At 35.4% G+C, this 26467-nt stretch carries 25 protein-coding genes and 2 tRNA genes; 2 read left to right on the forward strand and 25 right to left on the reverse strand.

Annotated features, from left to right (window positions below):
* Nucleotides 1–156 precede the first annotated feature (156 nt).
* From I5677_RS17245 to I5677_RS11885, 16 genes are all read right to left on the reverse strand, one after another.
* A complete protein-coding gene (locus I5677_RS17245; RefSeq protein ID WP_330617914.1) occupies nt 157–762 on the reverse strand; it encodes a helix-turn-helix transcriptional regulator in 606 nt (201 codons plus the stop codon).
* A 153-nt stretch (nt 763–915) separates the two neighbouring features.
* Nucleotides 916–1074: a helix-turn-helix transcriptional regulator gene (locus I5677_RS17250; protein ID WP_243456581.1), complete on the reverse strand. Its 159-nt coding sequence runs from the start codon at nt 1072–1074 to the stop codon at nt 916–918.
* A 44-nt stretch (nt 1075–1118) separates the two neighbouring features.
* Entirely contained in the window at nt 1119–2057 is a 939-nt protein-coding gene (locus I5677_RS11820) for a DUF1848 domain-containing protein (RefSeq protein WP_197661828.1), read from the reverse strand.
* A 54-nt stretch (nt 2058–2111) separates the two neighbouring features.
* Entirely contained in the window at nt 2112–2531 is a 420-nt protein-coding gene (locus I5677_RS11825) for a GNAT family N-acetyltransferase (protein ID WP_197661829.1), read from the reverse strand.
* 413 nt (nt 2532–2944) lie between these two features.
* Nucleotides 2945–3019, reverse strand: a tRNA-Pro gene (locus I5677_RS11830).
* Nucleotides 3020–3088: 69 nt separating this feature from the next.
* Nucleotides 3089–3160: transfer RNA gene (locus I5677_RS11835), tRNA-Thr, on the reverse strand.
* Between the two features lie 23 nt (nt 3161–3183).
* The gene (gene sigH / locus I5677_RS11840) at nt 3184–3816 is read right to left on the reverse strand and encodes an RNA polymerase sporulation sigma factor SigH (protein ID WP_197661830.1); all 633 of its coding nucleotides are present in this window, start codon (nt 3814–3816) and stop codon (nt 3184–3186) included.
* A 142-nt stretch (nt 3817–3958) separates the two neighbouring features.
* A complete protein-coding gene (gene rlmB, locus I5677_RS11845) occupies nt 3959–4699 on the reverse strand; it encodes a 23S rRNA (guanosine(2251)-2'-O)-methyltransferase RlmB (protein WP_197661831.1) in 741 nt (246 codons plus the stop codon).
* Nucleotides 4700–4833: 134 nt separating this feature from the next.
* Nucleotides 4834–5910 (reverse strand): dTDP-glucose 4,6-dehydratase, encoded by a 1077-nt coding sequence (gene rfbB, locus I5677_RS11850; protein ID WP_197661832.1) that lies wholly within the window; start codon nt 5908–5910, stop codon nt 4834–4836.
* Nucleotides 5911–5959: 49 nt separating this feature from the next.
* A complete protein-coding gene (gene rfbD, locus I5677_RS11855) occupies nt 5960–6835 on the reverse strand; it encodes a dTDP-4-dehydrorhamnose reductase (RefSeq protein ID WP_197661833.1) in 876 nt (291 codons plus the stop codon).
* Between the two features lie 103 nt (nt 6836–6938).
* A complete protein-coding gene (gene rfbC / locus I5677_RS11860; protein ID WP_197661834.1) occupies nt 6939–7502 on the reverse strand; it encodes a dTDP-4-dehydrorhamnose 3,5-epimerase in 564 nt (187 codons plus the stop codon).
* 15 nt (nt 7503–7517) lie between these two features.
* A complete protein-coding gene (gene rfbA / locus I5677_RS11865) occupies nt 7518–8387 on the reverse strand; it encodes a glucose-1-phosphate thymidylyltransferase RfbA (RefSeq protein ID WP_197661835.1) in 870 nt (289 codons plus the stop codon).
* Nucleotides 8388–8677: 290 nt separating this feature from the next.
* The gene (locus I5677_RS11870; protein ID WP_197661836.1) at nt 8678–9052 is read right to left on the reverse strand and encodes a TIGR04086 family membrane protein; all 375 of its coding nucleotides are present in this window, start codon (nt 9050–9052) and stop codon (nt 8678–8680) included.
* 81 nt (nt 9053–9133) lie between these two features.
* Nucleotides 9134–10555: a putative glycoside hydrolase gene (locus tag I5677_RS11875; RefSeq protein ID WP_197661837.1), complete on the reverse strand. Its 1422-nt coding sequence runs from the start codon at nt 10553–10555 to the stop codon at nt 9134–9136.
* 147 nt (nt 10556–10702) lie between these two features.
* Entirely contained in the window at nt 10703–11773 is a 1071-nt protein-coding gene (locus I5677_RS11880) for an HD domain-containing phosphohydrolase (protein WP_197661838.1), read from the reverse strand.
* A complete protein-coding gene (locus I5677_RS11885) occupies nt 11761–13281 on the reverse strand; it encodes an ATP-binding protein (protein ID WP_197661839.1) in 1521 nt (506 codons plus the stop codon). Before I5677_RS11885 ends, I5677_RS11880 begins: the two co-directional genes overlap by 13 nt.
* A gap of 210 nt (nt 13282–13491) precedes the next feature.
* On the opposite strand from I5677_RS11885, the gene I5677_RS11890 reads away from it, so the two are divergent.
* The gene (locus I5677_RS11890) at nt 13492–13830 is read left to right on the forward strand and encodes a helix-turn-helix domain-containing protein (RefSeq protein WP_197661840.1); all 339 of its coding nucleotides are present in this window, start codon (nt 13492–13494) and stop codon (nt 13828–13830) included.
* A gap of 343 nt (nt 13831–14173) precedes the next feature.
* On the opposite strand, the gene I5677_RS11895 is transcribed toward I5677_RS11890, so the two are convergent.
* The 6 genes from I5677_RS11895 to I5677_RS11920 all read right to left on the reverse strand — a co-directional run bounded on the left by I5677_RS11895 (nt 14174) and on the right by I5677_RS11920 (nt 22227).
* Nucleotides 14174–15307, reverse strand: a complete 1134-nt coding sequence (locus I5677_RS11895) for a YibE/F family protein (protein WP_243456582.1) — start codon at nt 15305–15307, stop codon at nt 14174–14176.
* Nucleotides 15308–15460: 153 nt separating this feature from the next.
* On the reverse strand, nt 15461–16993 hold the full coding sequence (locus tag I5677_RS11900) for an alkaline phosphatase (RefSeq protein ID WP_197661842.1): 1533 nt from the start codon (nt 16991–16993) through the stop codon (nt 15461–15463).
* Nucleotides 16994–17240: 247 nt separating this feature from the next.
* On the reverse strand, nt 17241–17747 hold the full coding sequence (locus I5677_RS11905) for an SEC-C metal-binding domain-containing protein (RefSeq protein WP_197661843.1): 507 nt from the start codon (nt 17745–17747) through the stop codon (nt 17241–17243).
* 552 nt (nt 17748–18299) lie between these two features.
* On the reverse strand, nt 18300–18842 hold the full coding sequence (locus I5677_RS11910) for a GNAT family N-acetyltransferase (protein ID WP_197661844.1): 543 nt from the start codon (nt 18840–18842) through the stop codon (nt 18300–18302).
* 219 nt (nt 18843–19061) lie between these two features.
* Nucleotides 19062–20777, reverse strand: coding sequence for an ABC transporter ATP-binding protein (locus tag I5677_RS11915; RefSeq protein WP_197661845.1), 1716 nt, complete (start codon nt 20775–20777; stop codon nt 19062–19064).
* A 394-nt stretch (nt 20778–21171) separates the two neighbouring features.
* The gene (locus tag I5677_RS11920; protein WP_197661846.1) at nt 21172–22227 is read right to left on the reverse strand and encodes an ArsR/SmtB family transcription factor; all 1056 of its coding nucleotides are present in this window, start codon (nt 22225–22227) and stop codon (nt 21172–21174) included.
* Nucleotides 22228–22487: 260 nt separating this feature from the next.
* Between I5677_RS11920 and I5677_RS11925 the strand changes: the two genes are divergently transcribed.
* Nucleotides 22488–23894, forward strand: coding sequence for a L,D-transpeptidase family protein (locus tag I5677_RS11925; protein WP_197661847.1), 1407 nt, complete (start codon nt 22488–22490; stop codon nt 23892–23894).
* A gap of 265 nt (nt 23895–24159) precedes the next feature.
* On the opposite strand, the gene I5677_RS11930 is transcribed toward I5677_RS11925, so the two are convergent.
* The 3 genes from I5677_RS11930 to I5677_RS17525 form a co-directional block, all read right to left on the reverse strand.
* Nucleotides 24160–25164 carry an ABC transporter ATP-binding protein gene (locus I5677_RS11930; RefSeq protein ID WP_197661848.1) on the reverse strand — a complete coding sequence of 335 codons (1005 nt, stop codon included), beginning with the start codon at nt 25162–25164 and terminating at the stop codon, nt 24160–24162.
* 4 nt (nt 25165–25168) lie between these two features.
* Nucleotides 25169–25963, reverse strand: a complete 795-nt coding sequence (locus I5677_RS11935; protein ID WP_197661849.1) for an ABC transporter permease — start codon at nt 25961–25963, stop codon at nt 25169–25171.
* Nucleotides 25964–26063: 100 nt separating this feature from the next.
* Nucleotides 26064–26321 (reverse strand): ABC-2 family transporter protein, encoded by a 258-nt coding sequence (locus tag I5677_RS17525; RefSeq protein WP_408632538.1) that lies wholly within the window; start codon nt 26319–26321, stop codon nt 26064–26066.
* Between the last annotated feature and the right edge of the window lie 146 nt (nt 26322–26467).

Raw genomic sequence — 26467 nt, forward strand, 5'->3', positions numbered from 1 at the left:
CTCCTAATTCCCTTTCCTTTCGTTCTTCCGATTTTCTTCGATCATTTTATAACAGCTTCCTGATAAGAATAAGATATCTCATTCTTATCTTGCAATTCTATTATAAAAAAACGAACAGGACACATGTATGTCATGTTCGTTAACTGATTCTTGTTTTTATGTATCTGAAGGATGATAAGTACGTTGTAATTTCTCCACAATCTGACCTATCTCCTCTCTAATCTTTGGCGGAGAAACCACCTCTGCCATATCACCAAAACCTAATACCCAACTCACCAAAAAATCCTTGTTCGTAAAAGACCTTTGAAATAGGAGTTTCCCACTGTCGGTTAACGTATAACAATTTACACCATACTCATCAATGAGTCGATATTTAACACGTTCATCAAAAAGTATTTCTACCTGTAACTCATCTGTAAAACATTCGTTTAGATTTTTCTTGTCTTCAGGGATGTTTCTTACGATATATTTCGTTCCCGTATCAGACAATTCCCATAGTCGATTAAGCTTGAATAACCGGAAATCGTTGCGATCCAGACAATAACCAAAGAGATACCATGCTGACCAACGAAAAGTAAGGTAATACGGTTCTACAATACGTTTTGTATCACCCTTATTACTATAATACAAAAAAGTAATTATCGTATTATTATGTATAGCTTCCTTTATCAATGGTATTTTATCGGTTAAATCACACTTATAATAGGAGGCCAGATCAATAATAATACTATCTCTTAAGGAAATGATACTATCCTGATTCACAAAGAACTTATTTAAAAGTTGCTCACTGGTATTGTCTTTGGATATACTGTCAAGACCCTTTAAACCGGCAATCAGATTAATAAGCTCGTCCCGGGTCAGTACACTTTTATTAATACGATAACCTTCCTCTAGAGAAATACCACCATTCCCTCCCTAGGTCGTTACCACCGGGATACCTGTCATACACAAATCTTCAATATCACGGTTAATAGTTCGCCTTGATACCTCAAATCGTTCGGCTAGATAAGGTGCCGTAACCTTATCTTTTTGGAGTAATATCATAACAATACCAAGTAAACGATCGATTTTCATAATTACCTCCATCCACTGTCCGTAGTCACAGGTTACAGTAAAACCTAGAACAATTTCATCTGGTCATTTCTAAGAAGCTTTATTTCTTTGGTTTTAATTTTTACATTTGGATTTACCGTACCAATTAGTAGATCTGAATAAGAATTATGGCTATGATAGTTCTTTTCAACAGAAGATGCGTTATCATTGGCATAGCAGTATACACATCCGTTTTTACAGGTATTATACACTCCGATATCAATGCTTTGAATACAGCCGCACCCTGTACGCTGATTGTTATCTTGCTTAGCATCAATAGAATATCCACAGACCTTCTCAATCGTTTTTTGATCAATACAGCTGGAAGGCTTAATACCGTACTCTTTAAGATCCAGTTTTTCACAACAGGATCTAATTTCAATACCATAATCTCTACCAATGTCCGAAAAATAGCGGGCTAACTGATACTTTTCATCATCCGTAATTTCTCTAATCAGATGCTTACTCACGGCTTTTTTTAGCTTTGAATATAGATCAACAAAACTTATTGTACAGATCTCTGTATAATCAGTTAGCTGTTTACAAAGAGCTTCAAAACTATTTCTATGATATTCTATCGTAATAATATCATTTAAAATCACCGGGTCATATCTTAATAAAACCTTCTCTTTGCCGATTTTTTCAGAAAGCATGAGAAACGTCCTGATAATATCCTGCTTATCTCTCAAGTTCTGTTCTAATTCCTTGTTATATGGGGTAAGGGTAAATTGAAAATAGTATTGATACCCCATGGCATCAAGCTCGGGAAGCTTGTCTATAATATTAGCCGGATCTTTCGTCCAGAATACGATACAGTCTATGACCTTCGGAGATAATGTTATTTTACTTACCTGGAGGGGGTTCATGGGATTTCTAGTTAGAACATACCCTTCTTTTAACCGATTCATAAACCAATCCGAATAAAATGCCGGTAGATCCGTTCTTCGAGATGCCGATAGAATCATATGATCTTACTCCCCTCTTTTCTTAATTCTCTTTTTTAAACCTATTTTCTCAACTTACTTTCTGACCCATTTTGTCATCCCTGCTCCGACATGTTCATTGGGTCGTTCTTCGAAACCAAACTTCCGGTAAAAACTCTCTTTTCCTTTTGCCGACATAAGGCATACATACATGAGCTCCCCGGCCTCAAGGTTGTTATCTATGTACGACATAATCCTCTCTATCATTGTTTTCCCAATACCCATTTTCTGATATGTTGGTAACACTACAACATCGAGAATGATAGCTACACAGCCTCCATCCGTCACCAAGCGGGCCATGCCTACGGTCTTGTCTTCCACTATGGCCGATACTAAAAATACACTATGATCTATCCCTTTTTGCGCCTGCCGCTCAGGCAGCTTCTGCCAACCGGCAGAGTCTCTTAGAGTATTATAATCCTTTAAAGAAATGGAATGGCTGTATGTGACATTCATAAAGACTAACCCCCTTGTCTGATATTACATTTTAGATATCATTTATATTGATATACCACTTTGGAATTATATTCGCTATGTTATCGTAATACATAAGTACATCCAGCAATAGCTTTAGAGCCCCTCTATGTATTATGCGATTATAATATTTGCTTGAATTAATTCGTTTTTGTATCCCTATATTTTACCAGAGCCTTTCGATAAGTTCAACTATAATAAAGAGGCGGTTTGTGTCAAGTTAAAGTAGGACAGCGTCCTCAGAAAAATAGTAAGTTTATCACATCAATAATGAAATACAAAAAGGGTATGATTATTGCATAATAATCATACCCTTTTTGTAAGACCTATAGTGTGATAAACAACACTAACGTAAAAAGGACGTCCCACATTTAGTGCGACGACCCCATAATAAATCGAGGTGACAGGATTTGAACCTGCGGCCTCTACGTCCCTAACGTAGCGCTCTAGCCAAGCTGAGCCACACCTCGAAATTTTTTATGTCCCAATTTTTATGGAACATTTTCTCCACCCTATACATTGTATGAAAAGAGCGGATAAGCTGTTGAGGGGAGTCGGACCCCCGACCTCTTCATTACCAATGAAGTGCTCTACCACTGAGCTACAACAGCAAACCTAATTGCTTGAAATTGTTCTATATCTCTTTGAGTACCTGATTTAACTTCGTCTTAATCCTTGTCAGTGCATTATCGATTGCTTTCGGTTCTTTGCCTAAGACTTCTGCAATCTGTACATATTTCAAATCCCGCATATACAAGCTTAAAACCTGTTTCTCAAGGTTGCTCAGACGCCTTACAAGTTCATATTCTATCATACTGGTATTCTCTTTGTCAATAACTAATTCTTCGGGATTTGCTGCATTTTTCTGGTATATTATGTCAACTAAAGTTTCTTTTTCATCATTATCATTATTCTCCCCATAAACCGGTGAGTATAATGAAATATATGTATTTAAAGGAATGTTCTTTTTTCTGTTTGAAGCCTTAATTGCACTATAAATTTGCCTCGATATACATAAGTCAGCAAAGTTAAAAAATGAACTCTTCTTATTCCTATGATAATCCCTGATTGCTTTATAAAGACCAATCATACCCTCCTGTATCAGATCATCCTTATCACCGCCGATTAGGAAGAATGCCTTGGCCTTATTTCTTACCAGATACTTATATTTTTCAAATAGATAATCCATTGCAGCCTGATCTCCCTTTCTGATTCTGGCAACGATTTCTTCATCCGATAAAGTCTCATAATTGATTACAGTATCCATCAAGGCACCTCCTACTCTTAGAAAAGTATTATTTATTAAAATCTGATATTAACATATAGATAAAAATGTTTTCATCGCATCCTGGTAGCAATTAATGCGATAAACACTTTTAAGTAACATTTATATTAAAATATAAAGTTAATTAACTTAGTCTTTGTCGAACAATTTCATATGCCAGCACTCCCATTGCTACAGAAGCATTTAAAGAATCTACCTCACCATACATAGGTATTCTGGCAATATAATCACATTTTTCCTTAACCAATCTTCCTACCCCTTCGCCCTCGCTACCGATGACAAGACCAATAGGACCTTTGAGATTAACGTTATACATTAATTCACCGTCCATGTCCGCACAGACAAACCATAGACCTTTTTCCTTTAATTCCTCAATTGTGGCTGACAGATTCGTAACCTTGGCTACCGGTAAGTAGTTGATTGCTCCTGCAGAGGTTCTAGCAACTGTAGCTGTTAATCCTACTGCCCGGCGTTTTGGTATAATGATTCCATGGGCTCCGGCCTGGTGCGCAGTTCGAATAATTGCACCCAGATTATGAGGATCTTCTATGCTATCCAGTAAAACGATAAATGGCGCTTCGTTTTTCTCCTCAGCAGCTTTTAATATATCTTCCACCTCAGCATATTCATACGCTGCTGCATATGCGATAACCCCCTGATGCTTACCTGTCTGGGACAGTTGGTCAAGACGTTCTTTTTTAACAAAACTTATTATGGTATCATGTTTTTTCGCTTCCCTGGTAATGGATTTTACCGGACCATCCTGACAACCGTCCAATACAAATAGCCGATCAATGGTTTTACCAGCACGAAATGCCTCCATTACGGCATTGCGTCCTTCTATTGTAAACTCTTCATATCTCATGAATACACCAAGCCTTTCTTTAAGTAAACTATTCCTCTGACCAATTAATCAAATTCCTATTGCTTAATTTATTATTCCTAAGCTAAGAAAATAACAACATCAACGAGACTACACTTGTTTTTTAGAAATAGGAACTATATCTTATACATCTCTTCATAGTATTTCTGGTATTCACCCTTTGTAACCCTCGACATCCAATCTTCATTCTCAAGGTACCATTCAACGGTTAATCTAATACCTTTCTCAAAGGGTGTCTCCGGTTCCCAATCAAGTTCAGCCTTGATTTTATCCGGAGCAATCGCGTATCTAAAATCATGACCCTTACGATCTTCCACATAGGTGATTAGTTCCGGCGAGATATGCTTTCTTCTATCATCCCATTCCGGAAGTATCTCCTGTAAAGTTTCTATAATGATAGTTACAATTTCTATGTTTCTCTTTTCGTTATGTCCACCGATATTATATACCTCACCAATTTTACCACGCTCTGCCACTAAGTCAATCGCTTTTGCATGATCTTCTACATAAAGCCAGTCTCTTACATTCCTTCCGGTCCCATACACCGGTAGATTTTTACCGGCCAATGCATTGTTAATCATTAATGGGATTAATTTTTCCGGGAACTGAAAAGGTCCGTAATTATTGCTACATCTGGTTATGTTGGCAGGAAAAGAAAACGTATCAACATAGGATTTTACCAGTAGATCCGCAGATGCCTTACTGGCTGAATAGGGACTATGAGGATCTAAGGGCGTTGTCTCATAAAAATATCCCTCTTCCCCTTCTAAGGAGCCGTATACTTCATCGGTAGATACCTGAACATACTTTTTATCCGGTAAATATCCATCCTCTGTTTCCCAAGAAAGCTTTGCAGCATTTAACAGATTTAGGGTACCTAAAACATTCGTATTTACAAACACCTCCGGATTACGAATGCTGCGGTCAACATGACTTTCCGCTGCAAAATGAATTACCCTGTCAATTTCATATTTCTCAAATATATGAAGAACAGCCTCTTTATCACAGATATCGACTTTGAGAAATTCATAATTATCAAATCCTTCCACCTCTTTTAGATTCTCAAGATTACCTGCATAGGTTAGACTGTCTACATTAACTATCTTAATATTTTCCTTGTACTTTTTCATCATATACAATATATAATTTGAACCTATAAAACCGGCTCCACCAGTTATCATATACGTCTTCATGGGATACTCCTCCTTTATTTATAACCCTAGGATTTTTCTTTCTATATTGCTAAGTGTAATTTCTTTCCATTACATACTCTTTAAAAGCTTCTATCCATTCCTTCATATAGTATCCATGTCTTTCATGTAACTCTTTATTATCAAGAACAGAATACATCGGCCTTTTGGCCGGGGTTTTATACTCCGCTGTAGATATCGCCTCAATCTCTACATCTTTTTCAAATTCTTTGAATATGGTAACTGCGAATTCATACCAATTCGTGCTACCTTCACAGGTAGCATGGTATAAACCATAGCTTTCTGTGTTCATTAGAAAGATGATGACCTTTGCCAATTCCTTAGCACTGGTTGGTGATCCATACTGATCAGAAACAACCCGTATTTTGTTCCCGCTCTCTGCTAAACGAAGCATTGTATTTACAAAATTTTTACCTTCACCATAAACCCAAGCTGTTCGAATAATGAAGTGTCTCTTACATAGTTTTGATACAAACAGCTCTCCCTCCAGTTTAGTTCTTCCGTAAACATTGATTGGTCCTACAAGATCTCCTTCTGTATAGGGTTTTACTGCTTGTCCATCGTAAACATAATCAGTAGATAGATGGATAAGCTTTGCTTCAATATAATCTGCCGCCTCAGCCAGATACTTGGGTCCCAGGGCATTACTGTTATATGCCTGCTCCTCTTCACTTTCACACAAATCCACAGCAGTCATTGAAGCACAATTGATAATTACATGTGGCTTTATCGTGCTGATGACCCGATGTACCTCTGCCTCATTGGTTATATCCAAAACCTCCACCCTACCATCCTTTGAAGGTCTTCTTCCGTATAGATATAGTCCATATTCCGTTTTATCCTTTAATAATTCACTTACCGCCAGCCCCACTTGTCCCAAAGCACCGGTTACCAGAATTCGTTTCATTCCATACTCCTTACTTTATGTACGCCCTAGCGTACTTACGCGCCGATTTTGTACTGAACGAAATGAGATACTTCCTATGGATGATTTACTTAAGAAGATAATCTCATCTATCAAACTCAATTTTATTATATTTAAATTCAGGTAAATTATTGTCCTTATCCGATATCGTAGGGACAGTTCCTGCTTCAATCGGCCAATTGACTGCAATATCCGGATCGTTCCATATGATTCCGCCTTCATCCTCCGGATGATAAAAATCAGTTAGCTGGTAGGAAAATAATGCTTCTTCCGATAGAACATAAAAGCCATGGGCAAAACCTTCCGGAACATAAAGCATCCTTTTATTTTCATACGATAAGATTTCACCATACCATTTGCCATAGGTAGGTGAGCCAGATCGTAGATCCACTGCTACATCAAACACTTCACCCTTAAGTACACTGACCAGCTTACCCTGAGGATGTGTTTTCTGATAATGAAGACCTCGAAGCACTCCTTTTTTGGATAGGGATTGGTTATTCTGGACGAAATTCATCGTTAACCCAGCTGCCTTAAATGCCTCAGCATGATAAGTCTCCATATTATATCCTCTCTCGTCTCCGTAAATTTTAGGCTCAATCAGATATAAGCCTTTGATATCTAACTCGATAAATTTAAAATTTCCCATAAACTTATATACTCCTTATAAACCATCTGCTATATCATACAAGTATTTACCATATTCTGTCATCTTAAGAGTTTCCGCCAGTTTAAGCAGCTGATCACGACTGATAAATCCCTTTTTATATGCTATCTCTTCTATACAGGATATATAAAGTCCCTGTCTTTTTTGAATTGAGGCTACATAATTGGATGCATCCAGTAAGGAATCATGATTTCCGGTATCCAACCATGCCATTCCTCTTCCCAGTACTTCTACTTTTAGCTTACCTCGTTTAAGGTATTCATTATTAACTTCCGTAATCTCAAGTTCTCCTCTTTGTGAAGGTTTTATATTTTTTGCTATCGCAATAACATCATTATCATAGAAATATAAGCCCGGTACTGCATAATTTGATTTCGGCTCCTTCGGCTTTTCTTCAATTGTTATTGCGTTCCCTTCTTCATCAAAGGATACCACACCATAAGACGTCGGATCTTTGACAAAATAGCCGAATATGGTAGCTCCTTCTTCTCGTGCCGATGCATTTTGTAATGTTTCCGTAAAGCTTCGACCGTAAAATATATTATCACCCAATATAAGTGCAACCCTGTCATCACCTATAAAATCCTCACCTATAATAAATGCCTCTGCCAAGCCTTTCGGTTTTTCTTGTATTTTATATGAAATGGATAATCCCAATTGACTCCCATCACCAAAAAGTTCCTCAAACACTTCTATATCCCGCGGTGTTGATATAATTAATATTTCCCGAATACCTGACAACATTAAAACAGATAACGGATAATAAATCATTGGTTTATCGTAAACCGGTAGAATTTGTTTTGATATGGCTTTCGTTACCGGATATAGTCTTGTCCCATGTCCACCTGCTAAAATTATTCCTTTCACTCGATCAGTACCTCCCTACCTGTTATGTAGTTTGTATCGTTGATGAAAGTGTCGAAAGATGCTGCGCACTTTTCCAGATATGAATATATTGCTATTGCAAGTTTACTTGTATAGCAATATATTCATATCTGGAAATCACCAAAGGTGCTTTCGACACTTTCATCATTTTTACCTATAGTATAATCAAATAGTTGCTAAATTACAATCTTTTTTACCTTAATATAGGATTATGGCGAAACCCAGCATTTGCCATAATCCTATCAATATCATAATTCGTATATTTCTATTGCTTAACTTAGCATACCACCCAACATCCCGCTTAGGCTGCTGATCACAAAGACAGTGAATAAACTTCCCAGTGGCAAAGGAGTGACCCTGTTCATTAGTAATGAAACCAACATCAATATGATAAAGTAGAATACTCCCATTACCATTCCCCATAGGAATTTCTTTTGTTCCACCTTTTTCCCTATAAAAAAACCGCCGATAAATGCAGATAAAATATAAGCAAAATGTATTCCCCCGCTAATAACTGCTCCTGACAGATCTAGCTTTAGCATAAGAAATGACAATAACAATAAAACAAATGCAGTTATAATATAGGAAAATAATAATCCTTCCAGTAGATAAATAATCTTAGTATTTTGACGGAATGCCTTATCCATTTGACACCTCCAGGTCACTTATACTAGATATATATTATCCATGTAACGAAAATATTCACATGATTGACAAGTATATTAATTTCATTCTTTTATCAGACCGTCTACTGAATAATTACAGCTTGCATTCCAAAGTATCCATTCCTCATAACCTGCTGCATATACTCCGTCAATCTGTTCGCGAACTTCTGCTCCACCATAAACTTTATACTTTTTTAACCATGAGGCGGTAAAATCCTGTAACCAGGGTCGAACGACTGCCCTGTGTTCACCCTCCGGTATCTGATCCAGCTTTGCTTTTGAAGCCGTTAATACCTTTCTTACTATCGTCAAAGGTTCCAGGTCCGGATATGCTATTCCATAATTGCCCTCACCAAAATGTGAGGGGTAAATCATAGGACTAATATAGTCAAGATATCTTGACATTTCTACATAATTTTGACCCACCAGACCGGCATCAATGGAGCTACTGATTATTGTTCCATATACATCGGCAGAGACGAAAACCCCTAGAGGCTTTAAACTCTCATAAGCATATTTGGTATATTCTAATATAATATCTTCTTTCGTCTTTTCCTTAGAACCTTCACCAAAATCAACTTCATTCATTCCCTTGCCGGTTGAAAACCGTATATAATCAAATTGAATTTCATCAAAGCCTATTGCAGCCGCTTTAGATGACACCTCAACCAGATACTCCCACACCTCATGTTTGTATGGATTCACCCATAAATCTCCTCTGTTATCACGATATAAGGATCCATCCTTATTCCTAATTGCCAAATCCGGTCTTTGTTCAGCCAGATAAGGATCTTTAAAACAAACAATACGGGCAATCAGATAAATATTCTGTTCTTTTAACGTTCGTATTAAGGACTCCATATCCGATATTGCATTGGTAACCGCTCCAATTTCTCTAGCCTTTTCACTATCCATGGAATAAGTTATCTTACCATGATCATCCTTAACATCGATGACCATAGCATTAATTTCAGTATTATTAACAATATCAATTAATGCTTCTCTTTTATCTGTTCGTGCCGCTGTGGAAGTAACGTATATCCCTTTTACCTTAACCGGAATTCGTTTATCCACTTCCACTATAGGGTCAGGGCTTGTTTCATCCTCATCCGAAACTTCTACCTTGGGTTCGTCTTTATTATTAGCCTCATTTGGTATCTGCGTAATCTTCTGATTTTCTTCTAAGGAGGTTTCCTGATTGTCCCCAGTATCTGTCACTTCATTGGTATCCCCAAAATTCTCGTTTTGATCAATCTGATTAGCATCCTCTGAATCATCACTTTTAGGCATATTATCTTCTGAACCGGTTTTATTCGGATTCTTATCGAGATTTATCTGTGATCTAATCATATAATATGTGAGTAATCCCAACATGATAGCCAAAACAAGTATAAGAAAGGATTTAAACCCTTTATTTCCTCCTCTTCTACCTCTTTTTTGGTAGGAACGTTTATAATCTATATATAAGTCATTCTTTTTTCCCATGAATACAATACCTCTGTTTGTAATTAGTCATTTGTTTCTTAGTAATACAGTCACCTTTATTTTTATCTATTATTATTGTAGTCCATATAAAGCTACATAATACTCATATTATATCTTCTCTTCTATATAGTCAATACAACCCATCTGTTATTTTTTTAATTGCTTTTGTATTTTATTAAAAACATCAATAATATCCGGATCAAATTTTTTACCGGAAGCATCATTAAGAATACGCATACTTTCTTCATGAGAATACGCTTGCTTATAAGATCTCTCACTAACCAAAATATCATAGACATCTACAATGGCAACAATCCTGGCACTTAGAGGAATTTGAGTACCTTTTAACCCCTTTGGAAAACCAGTTCCATCCCAATTTTCATGATGATACCAGGCAATATCAATCGCCATTTTAATAAATTCATTGTGTTCATTGTTTTTATATATTTCCTTAAGCATATTAGCTCCTGTTTCAGAATGAGCTTTCATACAGCTCCATTCCTCAGGATCTAACTGCGTACGCTTATGTAATATGGCATCGGGGATAGCAATCTTACCGATATCATGTAAGGGTGCTGCCAATTCAATTGAGTCAATAAAGCTATTCGTGATATGCTCCTTAAAATTGGACGAAAGTTGAAGACTCATAGCTAGTATTCTACTGTTTTTTGCTATGCGTTCCAAATGCTTTTCCTGAGCTCCGTCCCTCGTTAAGGACAACTTTGCTAAGGCATATAACATACTTTTTTGTTCTTCGTAAATTTTTCGAATTTGATCATTAATTGTTTTGTATAACTTCTTATTATAAATTTCTAACTCCTGCTGCATTTTATATATTTTTAAATGCGTATTAATCCGAAGAGTAACCTCTTCTATCTCAAATGGTTTTGATATATAATCTACCGCTCCCAGCTTGTACCCCTTAATTTTATCCTCTTTCGAGTTTAGCGCTGAGATAAAAATGATTGGAATATCTCTGGTATTGGCATTTTTTTTGAGAATAGAGCAAAATTCAAAGCCATCCATATCCGGCATTGAAATGTCCAGAAGAATTAAATGAGGAGACAAAACTTCAATTGCATGCATAGCCTGTCTTGCACTGGTAACAGGTCTTGCTTCATAACCTGCATTTCTTATCATATCCGTTAATATCACTAAATTAGCACTAACATCATCAACGACCATTATATTTGGAGTTGCATAAGTTAAATCTCCCATTCCTTCACCTCGTTTAAACACTTCTCTAATTCGTTTAACAAAATGACTGAGTTATCATGTTCTTCTTTTCTAATAGCTAATAATAAGCTTAAAGCCTTATTTCTCAGTTCTTTTTCTTTGTTGGGAAGCATTTTTCTTAAGTATGCTGCAATTTCTTCTGCCTTTTCCCAGTTCTCCATTTCAATACATATCGTCAATCTTTCTGTTAGATCATTGATTTTCTGACCAAGATGATACTCGGCTGTAGAATCAACAGTCACTAGGTTAGATTTTTCAAGTATTCGTCCTACATAATCCGTGTCAAGAACCTGACTCTGCCTCAATTCATGTCCCGGTCTAATCATACCCTTCGTATTACAATAATAATCTTTTCCTTTATGCGACTCTTCTTTTTTATCATTCGGTCTTCCTAACCGTACTGAAAATGTAAATGTACTCCCTTTATTCTTTTCGCTGTCCACTGCAATGGTTCCGTTCATATTTTCGATTAACATCTTGCTGATGGAAAGACCCAATCCGGTTCCACCAAATCTTCTGGAAATAGAACCATCCACTTGGGAAAAACTTAAGAAGAGTTTATCCTTCTCTTCAAGACTGATACCAATACCTGTATCCATTACCATAAAAAATAATTCTACTTCTCTATCTGTCTGGGCTGTTTTCACTACTTCCAATGCAATCTGGCCGACAGAGGTGAATTTGATCGCATTGGAAAACAGATTATTCAAAACTTGTGTTAATCTAAGTTCATCCCCGATTACCCGATTGGGAATATCATCGGCTACGTTCACCAAAAGCTTCAGACCTTTTTCACTGATTTTATTTATATTAAAAGCTATCATGTTATCAATAAAGCTTCGAAAATCAAACTCCCTCTGCTCAATTACCATTTTGTTATTGGCTAACTTTGTAAAATCCAACAAATCATTTATAATCGCATTCATATTGAAACAACAACGATGAATAATGTTAACTGTCTCCAACTGTCTTGGTGATAATTCCGTATCGAAAAGATTCTCTGTCAAGCCTAGAATTCCGTTCACCGGAGTTCTTAACTCATGGGTAATATTCGCTACAAATTCATTTTTTACTTTTTGTGATAATTTTAACTCATTCTTAATGTTTCTTAATTCGAACATTGCTCTTTTCTCAGTGGATATATTTACAGCACAGCAGATTCCCAGGTATCTTCTTCCTACTTTTGTATTTACGATTTTAAGATTTATAGGAAAACAGGTTTGATTTTTCCTGTAAGCTACTGCTTCTGCCACTTTATCCTGATATTTCGTATTGATATTAAGCTGTTCTTTGCTATGCTTAACTGCCTTCCTGAATATATCATATATATAAGTGCTATATATATCATCTTCATAACCCAGCTCATTTAAGGCTACTTTATTACAGCGAATTACTAAGCCCTTTTGATCAAAAACAAGAAATAATTCCTGACTGTGCTCAGAAAATAATTGAAATAACATATCTTCTTTAATAGAACTTCTTTTTTTCATTATAAAACCTCAATCAACTTATATTCTATAATCTAACAATAAATTTGTTTATTTCCCATTATTTTCTATAAATATATCATATTTTTGTTTGTAGGAAAAGTCAAACATTATTTTATGATATTCTTCGTTTCATGTTGACAAACGTTTTTTTATCATATTATAATAATTCAGATGAAATAATACACGAATTGTAAAACTAAGGAGTAAATTATGAATTTTAGCAACCGTTTAAAACAGCTTAGACAGAAACACAATATTACGCAAAGTGAACTTGCTGATATCTTAAACTTAAAACCTTCCGCAATTTCTAATTATGAATCCGAGAGAAATGAACCCTCCTTTGATAAACTGATATTATTATCAAAATATTTTGATGTATCCTGTGATTATCTTCTTGGTATTACCGATGCCTATCTACCAATTGGTGGTGAGGTATTAGATAAGGATATCGTTGAATTTTTCGATCTATATCAGCAATTAACTCCCCAAAGTGTTGATGAGATTAAGAATTATATCAGATATCTGTTATATAAACAGGAAAATCTATAGATGTATATCTACGTTATAAGACTACTTCAAAATAATAGATTTTTGTTAAAGGTTGTTTCATATAAAGGTTAATGATAAGGGGCTATTTCAAAATAGTTAAACGGGGAATATAATTTTACTGTAATGCACTGTTTGACGGACATGTTGCTAATTTTGTTATGCCTAGTGCGAACAGAAGTGTTCGAACAAGACATACAAAATCGGAAAATATGTCCTTCAATCTGTGAGTAATTATATTCCATTGTTTATTTTGAAACAGCCCCTTATTTTAAACTTCTTAATTAAAACAATGAGTTTGCTTAGGCAAACATAATCTATGTTATCTATAATAGCTTCTCCTTCATCATTTGTTGCCCCGTGTAAGCATCATACCACTCGTCAATGCAGTAAAGGGAGCTACCGTAACCAACCCAATGCTACCAACCATCGTATCGAGAATTTCAGCGGCTACGTATTTTAGATTTAATATATTATAGATTGGTGTTCCCTGTGCCATAAAAACCATTAGAAGTGCAATATAGCCTCCGGAGTATGCCAATAAAAGAGTCGTTGTCATGGTTCCAACAGAGGCCCTGCCAACCCGGATACCGGACAAAGTAGCTTCCTTCCATCTGATATCCTTCTTTTTTCCAACCACTTCATGAACCGAAGACGTAATATCTACAGCTAAATCCATGACAGCTCCGGATGCTCCGATAAATATACCGGACATAAAGATCTGCGTCAGATTCAGATTCATATAACCACTATATAAAAGACTCTCTGAATATGCCATGACGGCGCCATGAATCTGAAAGAGATCTGTAAAAACAACACCCAAGATAAGAGTTGTTATAATTCCTAACATTGCCCCTGCAATTGCGGAGGCGGCTCTACGATCAAAACCATATACCAAAGAAATTATAACTATGGTTAAAACCGCTGTAATTATAAATCCTAATATAACCGGATTGGTTCCGCCCAGATAGCCCGGAATTAAAATCTTCCATAGCATTAAAACGGTTACGATAAAGGATAAAATCGCCCGAATGCCGGTTTTACCTGCAAAAAGAATAAGAAACACCACAAAAATACCTGCAAGAATAATCTCTTTATCGATACGATAAATATCAATCATAGAAGCAGATATAATCTTATCCTCCCTATGGCTGACGATAATCATTGCTTTATCACCAACGGAATATATTTTGTCTTTTTCCATAGAACCATTTAACATATTAACGGCTTCCACAATCCGTCCTTTAAATTTGCCGTTCAGTAATTCTACCGTACATAACTGCTCTCCGGTTTTTATTAAGCCTGCGCTAACAATGGTATCATTATCTGTTTTTAGCACTTTTACCCTGCATCGTTGTGCGTCTTGATACAATAAAGCCCCCTCATATCCTGTAGGTAAGCATAAGAGTATGATTAATAATAATAAGCTTACGATTACCGGTAACTGATGAAGCACTTTACCTTTCAACTTCTCATCCATATGTCTCCTCAAAACCGCATGCATGCAAATACCAGTTCAACTACCCGATACCTGCATGCAGCGCTCATTCCCCAACATTTTATATGAAGCCTTTTAAATCAGATTACTATTTTTTATGAATTCTTATTGAATTAAGCCCTATTCTGATACACATTATTTCACTGCTGTCAATTGTGCTAATCTTTTGAAGATATCCGTATTATCATAATAGCCTTCAAACATATCCTGGCCATTGCCGATTGCGAACACCGGAACAGGTACACCGGTATGAGAATATGAGGTAAAATCAATGCCCGACTTATTATTCAAAATATGTGTAATCGTAACCGTTAAGGGCTCATAGGAACCATACAGTAGCTTTTCTTCCTGTGTTAGTTGTTTAATACCGTTCATGGTCATGTTATATGCATCCAAAAGTTTATGGTATTCATAATCGGTAAGTACCAGCGTCGGATTCTTCGATGCATCCTTATCATAACTGGGCATAAGACCAAAGTTTGCTTTAATATCACTTAATACTGTCTCAAATTTTGTATCATATTTTTTATATCTGGTTATATAATCGGAGTCAAACTTTGCGTAAGAAATCTTTTGGTTTGCAAGATTGGTCATAAAGGTATCATACTTCGTTCCTGCAAAGCCGATTGTCAAACCACCGGTTTCATGATCTCCTGTTACCAAAATCAAAGTATCATTAGGATGTTTCTTATAAAAATCTATTGCAGTATCCACCGCTTTACCAAAAGCAATTGTATCCTGTATCGTAGCAGCCGCATCATTGGCATGACATGCCCAGTCAATCTTTCCACTCTCCACCATCATGAAAAATCCTGTGTTATTATCTAATACTTCAATACCTTTTTCAACGTAATCTGCTAATCTCCATTCACCCTCTGCCGCATCCAGATCATAGGACATAGCACTGGAATCTGCCAGGGTTTCCGCTATTACGATTGCCTTACCATCTTTAGCCGTTAATTTTTCTGCTTCCTCCTGCGTTTTAATTACTTTATAGCCGGAAGCTTCTGCTACCTTATATAGATCCTTTTCATTTCCGCTGTTGCCTGTAGGCTTTAACAAAGCTCCTCCCGCAAAATAATCAAAACCGCTTTCTACCATTTCAATTCCGATTTCATAGTAGTTGTTTCTGGAGGCCTGATGAGCATAAAATGCCGCAGGAGTTGCATGATTTAAATTAACCGATGATATTACACCAATCTTATAACCCTTTTGTTGTTTTAATTTTTCTGAAATTGTTTCATAGGGTATTGTTAGGGTTGTATCCATATTAATTGTTCCACTGTATGTTTTATAGCCGGTTGCAATGGAGGTTGCCGTCGAAGCCGAATCAGGACAGAAAGACGTACTATCGAATGTTTTCGCCGTACCTGCTACCGGAAAATTCATAAATTCAAGATCCTGTGTTTCTACCCCACCGTTACTTTTCATAGTTCCAAGATAATAGGAAGCTGCCTGTATCTGGGGATAACTCATGCCATCACCGATAAATAAGAATATGTACTTTGGTGCTTTTGTACTCAGTGAACTAATAACGACATCTTCATTCGCTACTTTCGTGCTCCCCTGCTGGGATGCCTGTGCCCTATTCGTGATAGCAGTAACCGCCGGTACTACCATCGCTAATACCATAATAAATATTAGGATTCGTTTTAAATGCTTTCTCATTCTTCTTCTCCTTGCTTGATATGATTTTATGGGACAATTTACAATTTAAATATAAACAATCCAATTTAAAATCCACTATCATCAAGGAGTTAAATGTTTGTAAATATTGGTAAAATTTATGTAATGCTATGCTATGACGATTATTTATAATATCATAATAATAAAATAAAAATTAAAAACTTTGATACACACAAAAAAGCTACTCCAATATCTGAAGCAGCTTCTATTATTTATCCTATATACTTTTTTAAGCATTTACACCACAGCATTTTTTATATTTCTTTCCGCTTCCACAAGGACACGGATCGTTTCTTCCAACTTTCTTACCCTTCACCACGGTGCTAGAACTCTTTTGTTCACGATAAAGCTCTTTCCTGCGTTCCTCACTAAGTAAGTCATCCCACTGTTCCAATTCATAGAGCCATTCTGCTTTATTGGCTACCATATTATAATAAAGCTTTTCCTTATCAAAAGCTAAGCTAACTTTTGTATCCTGATCCATATCTTCAACCGGATTCGGAGTAATTAAGCTGTCATTAATACCGTCCAAAAATCCTACAAAGGTTCTTACATCCACATCAAATTCCTTAGCAAGGGAAGCAACTGACCCCTCCCATACCTTGTCCGGATTAGAAAGAAGCTTGATATAAAATTCCTTCTCTACATTAAAATAATTGGCCCAGAATAATTGACCTGCCCGATTCTGCATATCATGGGAGTATGCATGGTCTCTCCACTCTTGTAATAAACTCATAGTTTCATCCTTCCTCTTACGGTTTTCTTTCAAAGATTACGTCTTGACATTGTAATCCCCTATTAAACAAAAAATCCAACGGAATAAGTATACCATTATTTTAATTGAATTTCCAATACGAAAATATTTTTTTCAAATGATATTATTTATATGTATAAAATATGTAATACTGCATCATAATAGTAATATCCTAATATGGAACAAAGAAGTTCCGTGAATGGATGTAAATGCGTATGCTCTTTCATAATTGGATTCCCCCTCCAATTATGATCACGAAAGAGAAGTTAAATACTTATCCTCCCCTTTTTAGTAGATAGCTCACTGCAAAGACGTAGTGGGCTATTTGCTTTTTTATGGACTGTTCCCACATATCAAAATTATAATCTAATAGTTAAGCAGCCACTCAAACATATTATACAGTGTAAGACCTCCTAACATGTTAATAAACTCTCATCCAAAATACGTTACTAATGGAAAAAGTTGTTTGTTACAGTATAACACTCAATTTTTTCGTAATCAAAACCATAGAATCCTTCACAGCTTTATAAACAACTAGTTAAATATATTAACACCGTTTCGCATTTCATATTCCTCTTTCAGAATGGAATAGATCATATCATCATAGATAATATCCTGATAGCCCTTTACGCATCTCCTGATGCAACCCTCATTGATAAATCCTAACTTCTCAACAAGTCTCCGGGATGCCATATTATCCTTAAACACCCTGACAGATAGAACCTCTGTCTGCTTTTCCTCAAAAACGTATCGAATTATCTCCCTTAAAGCCTCCGTCATATAGCCTTTGGAAGAGTATTCTTCTCCCAGATAATATGAGGCAGACAAGGAATTAACCCCATATCTTAAGGTGTCGGGATCAATACCTATCACTCCTATGATTTTTTGAGCGTCTTTCAGCTCAATATAGTAAACACTGTCTGATTCCATATCCTTAATAACCATCTCCTGTACTTCCTCAGCTGTTAACTTAGACATACAGTTATATTTAAGAACATATTCACTGTTCCTTAACTCAAAAATCTCATTTACATCTCCGGGTCTTGCTGCACGGAGGATTAATCTTTCTGTTTCCATCTCTCTACCTCTTATTCTATCAAAGTGGTTTCATAGTCAATGTTCGACACAGACTGTCTCGAATATGCCTTCCTTAGTTTACCATATAATTCCTCCCGAAACAATCAAACTTTAGTAAGAGGGAGGCTGACGAAACATGATGGAATCATGTTTTTCAGTCTCCCTTTTTAATCGTTACAATACTAATAAGGAATTAATTTACCTATATATAATGATTTCTTACGCACTACAGAATTGATAAAAGCCTTTTTGTGCAGCATAAAGCTCTGAATAATTCCCACACTCTATGACCTTTCCATTATCCATATATATGATCTGATCATATTTATTAAGTAGTTCTTCATTAAGCTTATGTGTAATTGTAATTAACGTTAACTCTTTATTATTTAACAGCTTCCGTTCAATATCATGGGAGGTCTGCTGATCAAGGGCGGCGGTGCCTTCATCAAGAATTAGTAGAGGGGCTCCTTTTATCAATGCTCGGGCAATTGCAATCCTTTGCCTTTGTCCTCCGGATAAATTAGCTCCATTCTCTCCCACCATTGTATCAAGCTTTTGTTGCATGGCGGGAAGGAATTTATCTACACCACTGTTCTTTAATGCCTTTTCAAGCTCCTCCTCAGAATACTCATTGAATAGACATATATTATCTTTAATTGATCGATCAAACATATACACATTCTGATGTATGATGGAAGCAAGCTTACTGATCTTACCCACTTCACAGTCCTTTATGCTTATATCATCATAGATAATATCTCCCTCAAATCCACTGTAATAACCCATCAATAGCTTGACTAAGGTAGTTTTCCCACAGCCACTTTCTCCGACGATAGCATATTTCTTTCCCCGCATAAATTCCAGATTAATATGTTCCAGAACTGTCTGCTCCTCTTTGTATGCAAAAGACAGATCTTTCATTTTGATGCTTTGATTAAATTTCGGTTCTACGTTTCCTTGAAAAGATTGATCCGCATAATCATCGAACTGTTCCATCCTTTTTAATATTGGTGCAACACTCTGAAGCTTCGGAAAGTTTTGCATGACATTAACCAGGGGCATTACAAAGCTTCCTGCCAATTGAGTGATTGCGATTAAGGTTCCCATTGTAATATCTCCCTTAATTACAAGATACGCTGCTATAAAGATAGTTAATATCTGAGAAAAAACAGCCAAAAACTGAGATACAGTTTCATTTAATACAAAAAGTCTGTCTGCTTTATATTTTTTTGTGGCAAGCGTATCATTCTCAGCATCAAACTGTTTCTTCGTATACCGAAATAAGTGAAATGATCGTATGACTTCAAATCCTGAAAATATATCTTTTATTTTTGAAGTAAATGTCGAATATCCACCAGATAAAATCTCTTGTTTTACCTGCAGCTTTTGTCCTATCAGTCCCGGTATGAGGACCATCAAAATTAAACTAACAAATAAAAATATTGTTATAATCGGACTAATAACTATCAACAAAACAAAAGTAAATAAGAAGGATAAGATACTTTCAATAATACCAGACAGGGGGTGAATATAATTTTCCTCCACTGTTTTTATGTCATTCGTAAGAACGGAAATATAATCTGCACTATTGACTGTATAAAAGTCCTGATAATTACGTCTGAGTATTCCTGTAAAAATCGAGTTTCTCAAATTTCTGATTACATTTCTTATAAGAATTCTACTTAATAATGAACCCAGATAACAGAATAGTGCAAAGGCTGCCATATATACCAGATTAAAAATTAATGCTTTGGTAAATCGATTCATATCTCCTGACACAGTAATATCTATAATGTTTTTTAATAATAGTGCTATCACAGCCTGGCCTGCTGATATAATGATCGCGAATAGTATGTTGATGAGTAAAAGTAATCGGTTGTGTTGAAAAATCCTTACGTAATAATTGACTCTCTTTTTGTTTGCTCCCCTTTTCATTAAATTAACCTCCAAAAATTATTTATTATATACTTACTTCTTAATATATACCACTATATTAGATATGTGTCAACTATATTAGATGTTCATCTAACTTTTATTTTATATTAACGATGCTCTCATACTTAGAGGTCATAATATGTCCCATGTTGTCCCTATCAGTACTTTTATTTAAACTGATATACAAAAAGCGGGTTAACACAATTTTAAGCAAAGGCATCCTCCTTTCTTAAATATTGCGTAAATCCCGCTTTCTGTAATACTATATTTCGTTTATGTTATTATTCCGGCATATCTATAGTATTCTATAATATCGCAATACAAGTATCCATAATAATAATATAATGACAATCGATCTATATAAAAGAACTTTCTTAATTGGTATTCCTATATATTACTTAAGTAATTTATCATAAAGCCGGTCTAATAGATTTTTCACCGTAGCCTCATTAATATGATAATAGTACTTTCCATTCTCTTTTTCTACGTATACCATCTGGGCAATCAAAAGATTGTTCATATGATGAGATACTGTCGCTGTTGTTAGGCCCAGCTGTGCCGCGAGTTCTGTAGCGTATTTCGGACTTTTCTTTAAGGAGGTTAAAATCTCCATCTTACTGTTATCGCTCATGGCTTTTAAGCATGTCAGCAGATACTCATTCTCATTATTATGAAATCCCTCAGCCATGACTTTATCAACTAAAAACCCGATATAACAGGTATTCGCTATGATGATTACTGCAGTAGCTGAAACAAGTGTAGGCATTACTTTAAGAACTTCACATTGCTCAAGATTATATTGTTTAATAAACTCCCGCACCTTCTCTTCGGTACCATATTTCCTTCTATATTGTGTTACATGCTTATCAACGGAGGATTTTATGGCATCAATGGATTTTTCATAAACAGGTATATTTTTCTTTATTATTTCAGCAAAGTTATTGTAATATGTCTTCAAATTTCTCATAATAAGAAGCATTTTCCAGTTTTCATTTTCAGTTAATTCAAAATGATTGATAAAGCTAATCAGATGATCAACTTGAATAAATTCTTCATAGGGCAGATTAATATAATCCGATTTATCCTCTTCGAATATTTCATCGTTATTTTGAAGAATAATGGATAGTATTTCTGCATCTGTTAATTCACTAATGCTATTTACCAAATTTCTATCAATTAAAAACGGAGTGATAAAGGAACAAAAAAAATCCCATGAAGTATCTTTAAAATAAAAGGCATCCCACTCACTTGTTACCCTGTTCTTTTGAAAGGCACGATAGTATTTTTCCTGCAATTTAAAGTGTTTTTGATAAAACTCCTCCCCTTTGTAACCGGACTCATTCAATTCTTTTATTACTGTATTTTTCATCTTTTCCAAATCATAGCAATGATAGAGCAACATAATCGTTTCAAAAATCGGGTCAAGTTCTTGATTTACCTTTATTGACATAATCCACCTCCATCTTGGTTAATTCTGTTTTATTATCATATGTCAGTTATCTTTTTTAATCATCAACAATCATTTCTACGAGAATATTGAAAATACATTCCCACTTATAATTTACATTATGTATGCAATAAAAAGTATATCATTCCTCTTTTCCATTATCAAACAATATTTATGCTCCAATTGTTACTTATAAGTTTTAATATCAGAACCTAATACATAAGATAAAGTAATTATCTTGTCTTCCAGTAAGGTAATTCTTTATGAAACAGATTAAAATCATGGTACTTAGTAAACAAAAAATCAAAAAATACGTTGTGGTTATAATGTCATCCATCCTTGGTATCTATCTCCTTATCTCATTATACTTTATTAACCATTTCTATTTTCAGACTGAAATAAACGGTATGAATGTGTCTCTAAAATCTCATGAACAAGTAACAACAATCATTCATCAATATATGAAAGGCTACGAACTACAGCTATTAGAAAGGGATGGGGATACAGAAGTAATTACAGGCCGGGACATAGGAATGCAGTACAATAAAAATATAACAAGTAGTCAGATTCATCAAACATGCAAACGAAACCCTTTCTTATGGATTGCTTCTTTATTTAAAAGGTGTGATTATGATATAAAAGATCTTTATTCTTACAATAAGTTTCTCTTAGATAATCGCATTAATAACTTGGCATGCTTAAACGAAGAAATAACCGAACCTAAGAACGTGAGTTTTCAATACTTAGACGGCACCTACATAACTATCAAGGAGAAGTATGGTAATAAAATAAACAAGGATAAACTAATAAAGACCATCCATCGTTATTTATCGGAGGGAAGAACGGTTTTAGACCTAGACAAACTGTGTTGTTACGAAAATCCGAAGTTTACGCATAGATCGAAAAAAACCGATCAGACAAAAGATTTACTTAATAAATATATTGAGACAAAGATAACCTATCAATTCGGCCGCGAAACGGAGTATTTGGATGGGACTACCATTCATAGATGGCTTAGAGTCGATGAGAATTTAGATGTGATAATAAACGAGCAAGCCGTGTCTAACTATATTAATAAATTGATTTTTCAGTATGATACCGTTGGTAAACCGAGAGAATTCAAATCAAGTACGGGAAAAAAAGTAGAATTAAAGGGTGGCCTTTACGGTTGGAAGATTGATTATGAAGCGGAGACAAAGGCTCTTTATCATCATATTAAGAATGCTGATGTGATTAATAAAGAACCCCTCTATTCTCAAAGAGCGATATCCAGAGAAGGTAATGAGATAGGGGATACCTATATTGAAATTAATATAACAAAGCAATATCTATGGTTTTACAAGGCTGGAAAGCTAATTGTACAGGGATCTATCGTAACAGGGAATCCCTACAAAGGAAATCCCACTGTTCTTGGGGTCTACATGATTAATTACAAACAAAGGAATACGACCTTAACCGGTCCGAATTATGAAGCTAAGGTAAACTATTGGATGCCCTTTTTCGGAAATCAGGGACTTCATGATGCCACCTGGAGATATCGTTTTGGAGGAGAGATTTATAAAAGGAACGGATCTCATGGATGCGTGAATCTCCCCTTATCCTTGGCAAAAGCTATTTATGAGAATGTCGAGGAAGGGACTCCTGTTATTTTATATGAAGAGAGTATGTAAGTAGGAGTATTAGAATGCCTTTTCTTTATACTACATTTAACCAACTAATATGATTTTACACCTAACAGATCAAAAAAAAATATGGGTTTCCAATAAAATAATATATACCAACCTACTATAAATAATATTTATCGGGAAACCCATGACCTGCAGAGAAATCTCTATAATAGCTGTGAACAAAAAATTTATAATACGGCATTTATTTTATTATTTATCATGATACAAATCATCTTTTTTATATGTAAGTTTAGAAATGTACCGTTACCTATCCCGTATGACTTAATTTTTTATCATAGATTGACTTGATAACTTCTTCAATTGATATATTGTTGATATTTAAATCAATAACCGGAAGAGCCCCCCACATTTTATAAATCTCTTCCCTTAAATTATTTTCCTCTAAATTAATTTCAATACTGGCAGAAATATCATTGAAGGATTTGATGTTATAATCTTTTAAATCCTCCGGATCAACGGCTTGACTAAAGGTTATATCAATAATCTTTTTCTTCGTGAAATACTTCTTTAAATTTTCAAGGGAGTCATCAAAGGTTATCGTTCCGTTATTAATTACTGTTATGTTCTTACACAGATCTTCTATATCACCTAGGTCATGGGTGGTAACGATAAAGGTGGTTCCTTTGTCTTTGTTTATTTTTTTAATATATGTTCTTATTGCTTCCTTCGAATATATGTCTAGACCTATGGTAGGCTCATCTAGAAATACCAAGGGAGGTTCGTGAAGTAAGGCACAAACAAATTCACATTTCATTCTTTCCCCTAAGGATAACTGCCTTACCGGCTTTTTTACAACATCTTCTATGTTAAGTGCACTTATAAAGTAATCCAAATTATCCTTAAAGGTCTTATCCGGTATTTCATAAATCATCTTGTTAAGATGAAAGGCATCGATCGCCGGGAGGTCCCACCACAGTTGTGATTTTTGGCCGAACACCACTCCGATCCTCTTCACCAGTGTTTCTCTATCCAGCCAAGGGGTGTAACCCATTACATCAACTTCCCCAGAACTGGGATAAAGTACACCGGAAAGAATTTTAATCGTGGTTGATTTTCCTGCTCCGTTAGGTCCTATAAATCCGCGAATTTCGCCTGGCTGAATATGAAAACTTATATTCGCCACTGCTTCTACTATCTTATAATCTCTTTTAAAAAGAGTCTTAAAGGCCGCTCCGATACCGGATTTATCCCGTTGATTTACCTTATATATTTTTTGTAGATCTTTCACTTCAATGATATAATTATCGTTCATTTCATCAACCTCCTCCGCTGGTGTAACGTTTTAAACACGTACTCCAAAGACATAAACTTCCCGCAAGGAATACTGTACAAAATATAACGCTGTAAAGCATGCTCCCTTGAAATCCATATAACAAAATCCTCGACGGATAATTCACCCATATAGCAAACGGAACAATACCGACAAATACAGCACGCAATGTATTGGAATAGATTTCCAAAGGGTATTGTCCAAATCTTGATAGAGATTCCATAATCTCATTTAACCTTCCCATATTTATCAGAATGATTATAGCGGATGCAAGAATTATGTTCATTGCCATAAACAGCAGTAATCCTAAGAAAATATATACTAGTAACATAATCACATCGAAAAACCTTGGATCAAGGTCTAGAATAAACAAGGAATATGTAATTAAAAAGATTGATGAAATTAAGGTACCAAAATTATTGGCAGAAAATCCGCTTGAAAGGATAATTCCAATTGACGGAAACGGCTTTAAGAGTAATCGGTCCAAATCTCCTCTTCTCACCAGAGATACTATATAGCCCGGCACTTCACCCCATAAAATACTTTTTAACGCCAATACAAATAATAATATACCCTGAAAAAGAATAATCTGATTTAAATTCCATCCCGGAAATCCTTTGGTCTGGGTGAAAATCAGATACTGCATAATGGGTCCTACGCAGGAGAAAATTAAGTTTACAATGGTCCCTAACACAAAGTCAAATCTATATTCCATCGCACGAGACAGCTTTAACTTACTGTCCCAGAGAAACAGACTAAATAATTTTAAAAATTTCTTCATAGCATCCTCCATGATACTGCTCTAAGATATCTCTAATACGGATTTTACATTATTTTGATTCGATTTTATCTAATGCAGCCTATCATTATTTAATTACAGCTTATCCACCTACGGCACAATATTTTTTTATCATATTTCTCCAGAATATTTTGTATAGGACAAATAATGATAAAATCCAGATGAATTGAATTGATATAATACTGAACAAAGTATGTATATTATCTGCGGGACTCTTATTTAAGAAAAACTGAATTGGCCAGTAATAAATATATTTAAACGGTAAGAAGTCAGCTATGCCGACAAGCCACCCCGGATAAAATTCCATAGGAATTAGTGTGCCCCCTGCAAATGAAATCAATAAAGCACTGATCGCTCCTTGATAAGCCCCCTGTCAAGTAGACATGTTAAATATCTAAATTAGGTGCTGATGAACGGTCACACGATTTGTGTGACCGTTTTTCTATGCACACCATTTTTCTTTGTATTTTTCAATTCGTTTGTTTT

It is taken from the genome of Mobilitalea sibirica, assembly GCF_015999265.1.
Classification (GTDB): Bacteria; Bacillota; Clostridia; order Lachnospirales; family Lachnospiraceae; genus Mobilitalea; species Mobilitalea sibirica.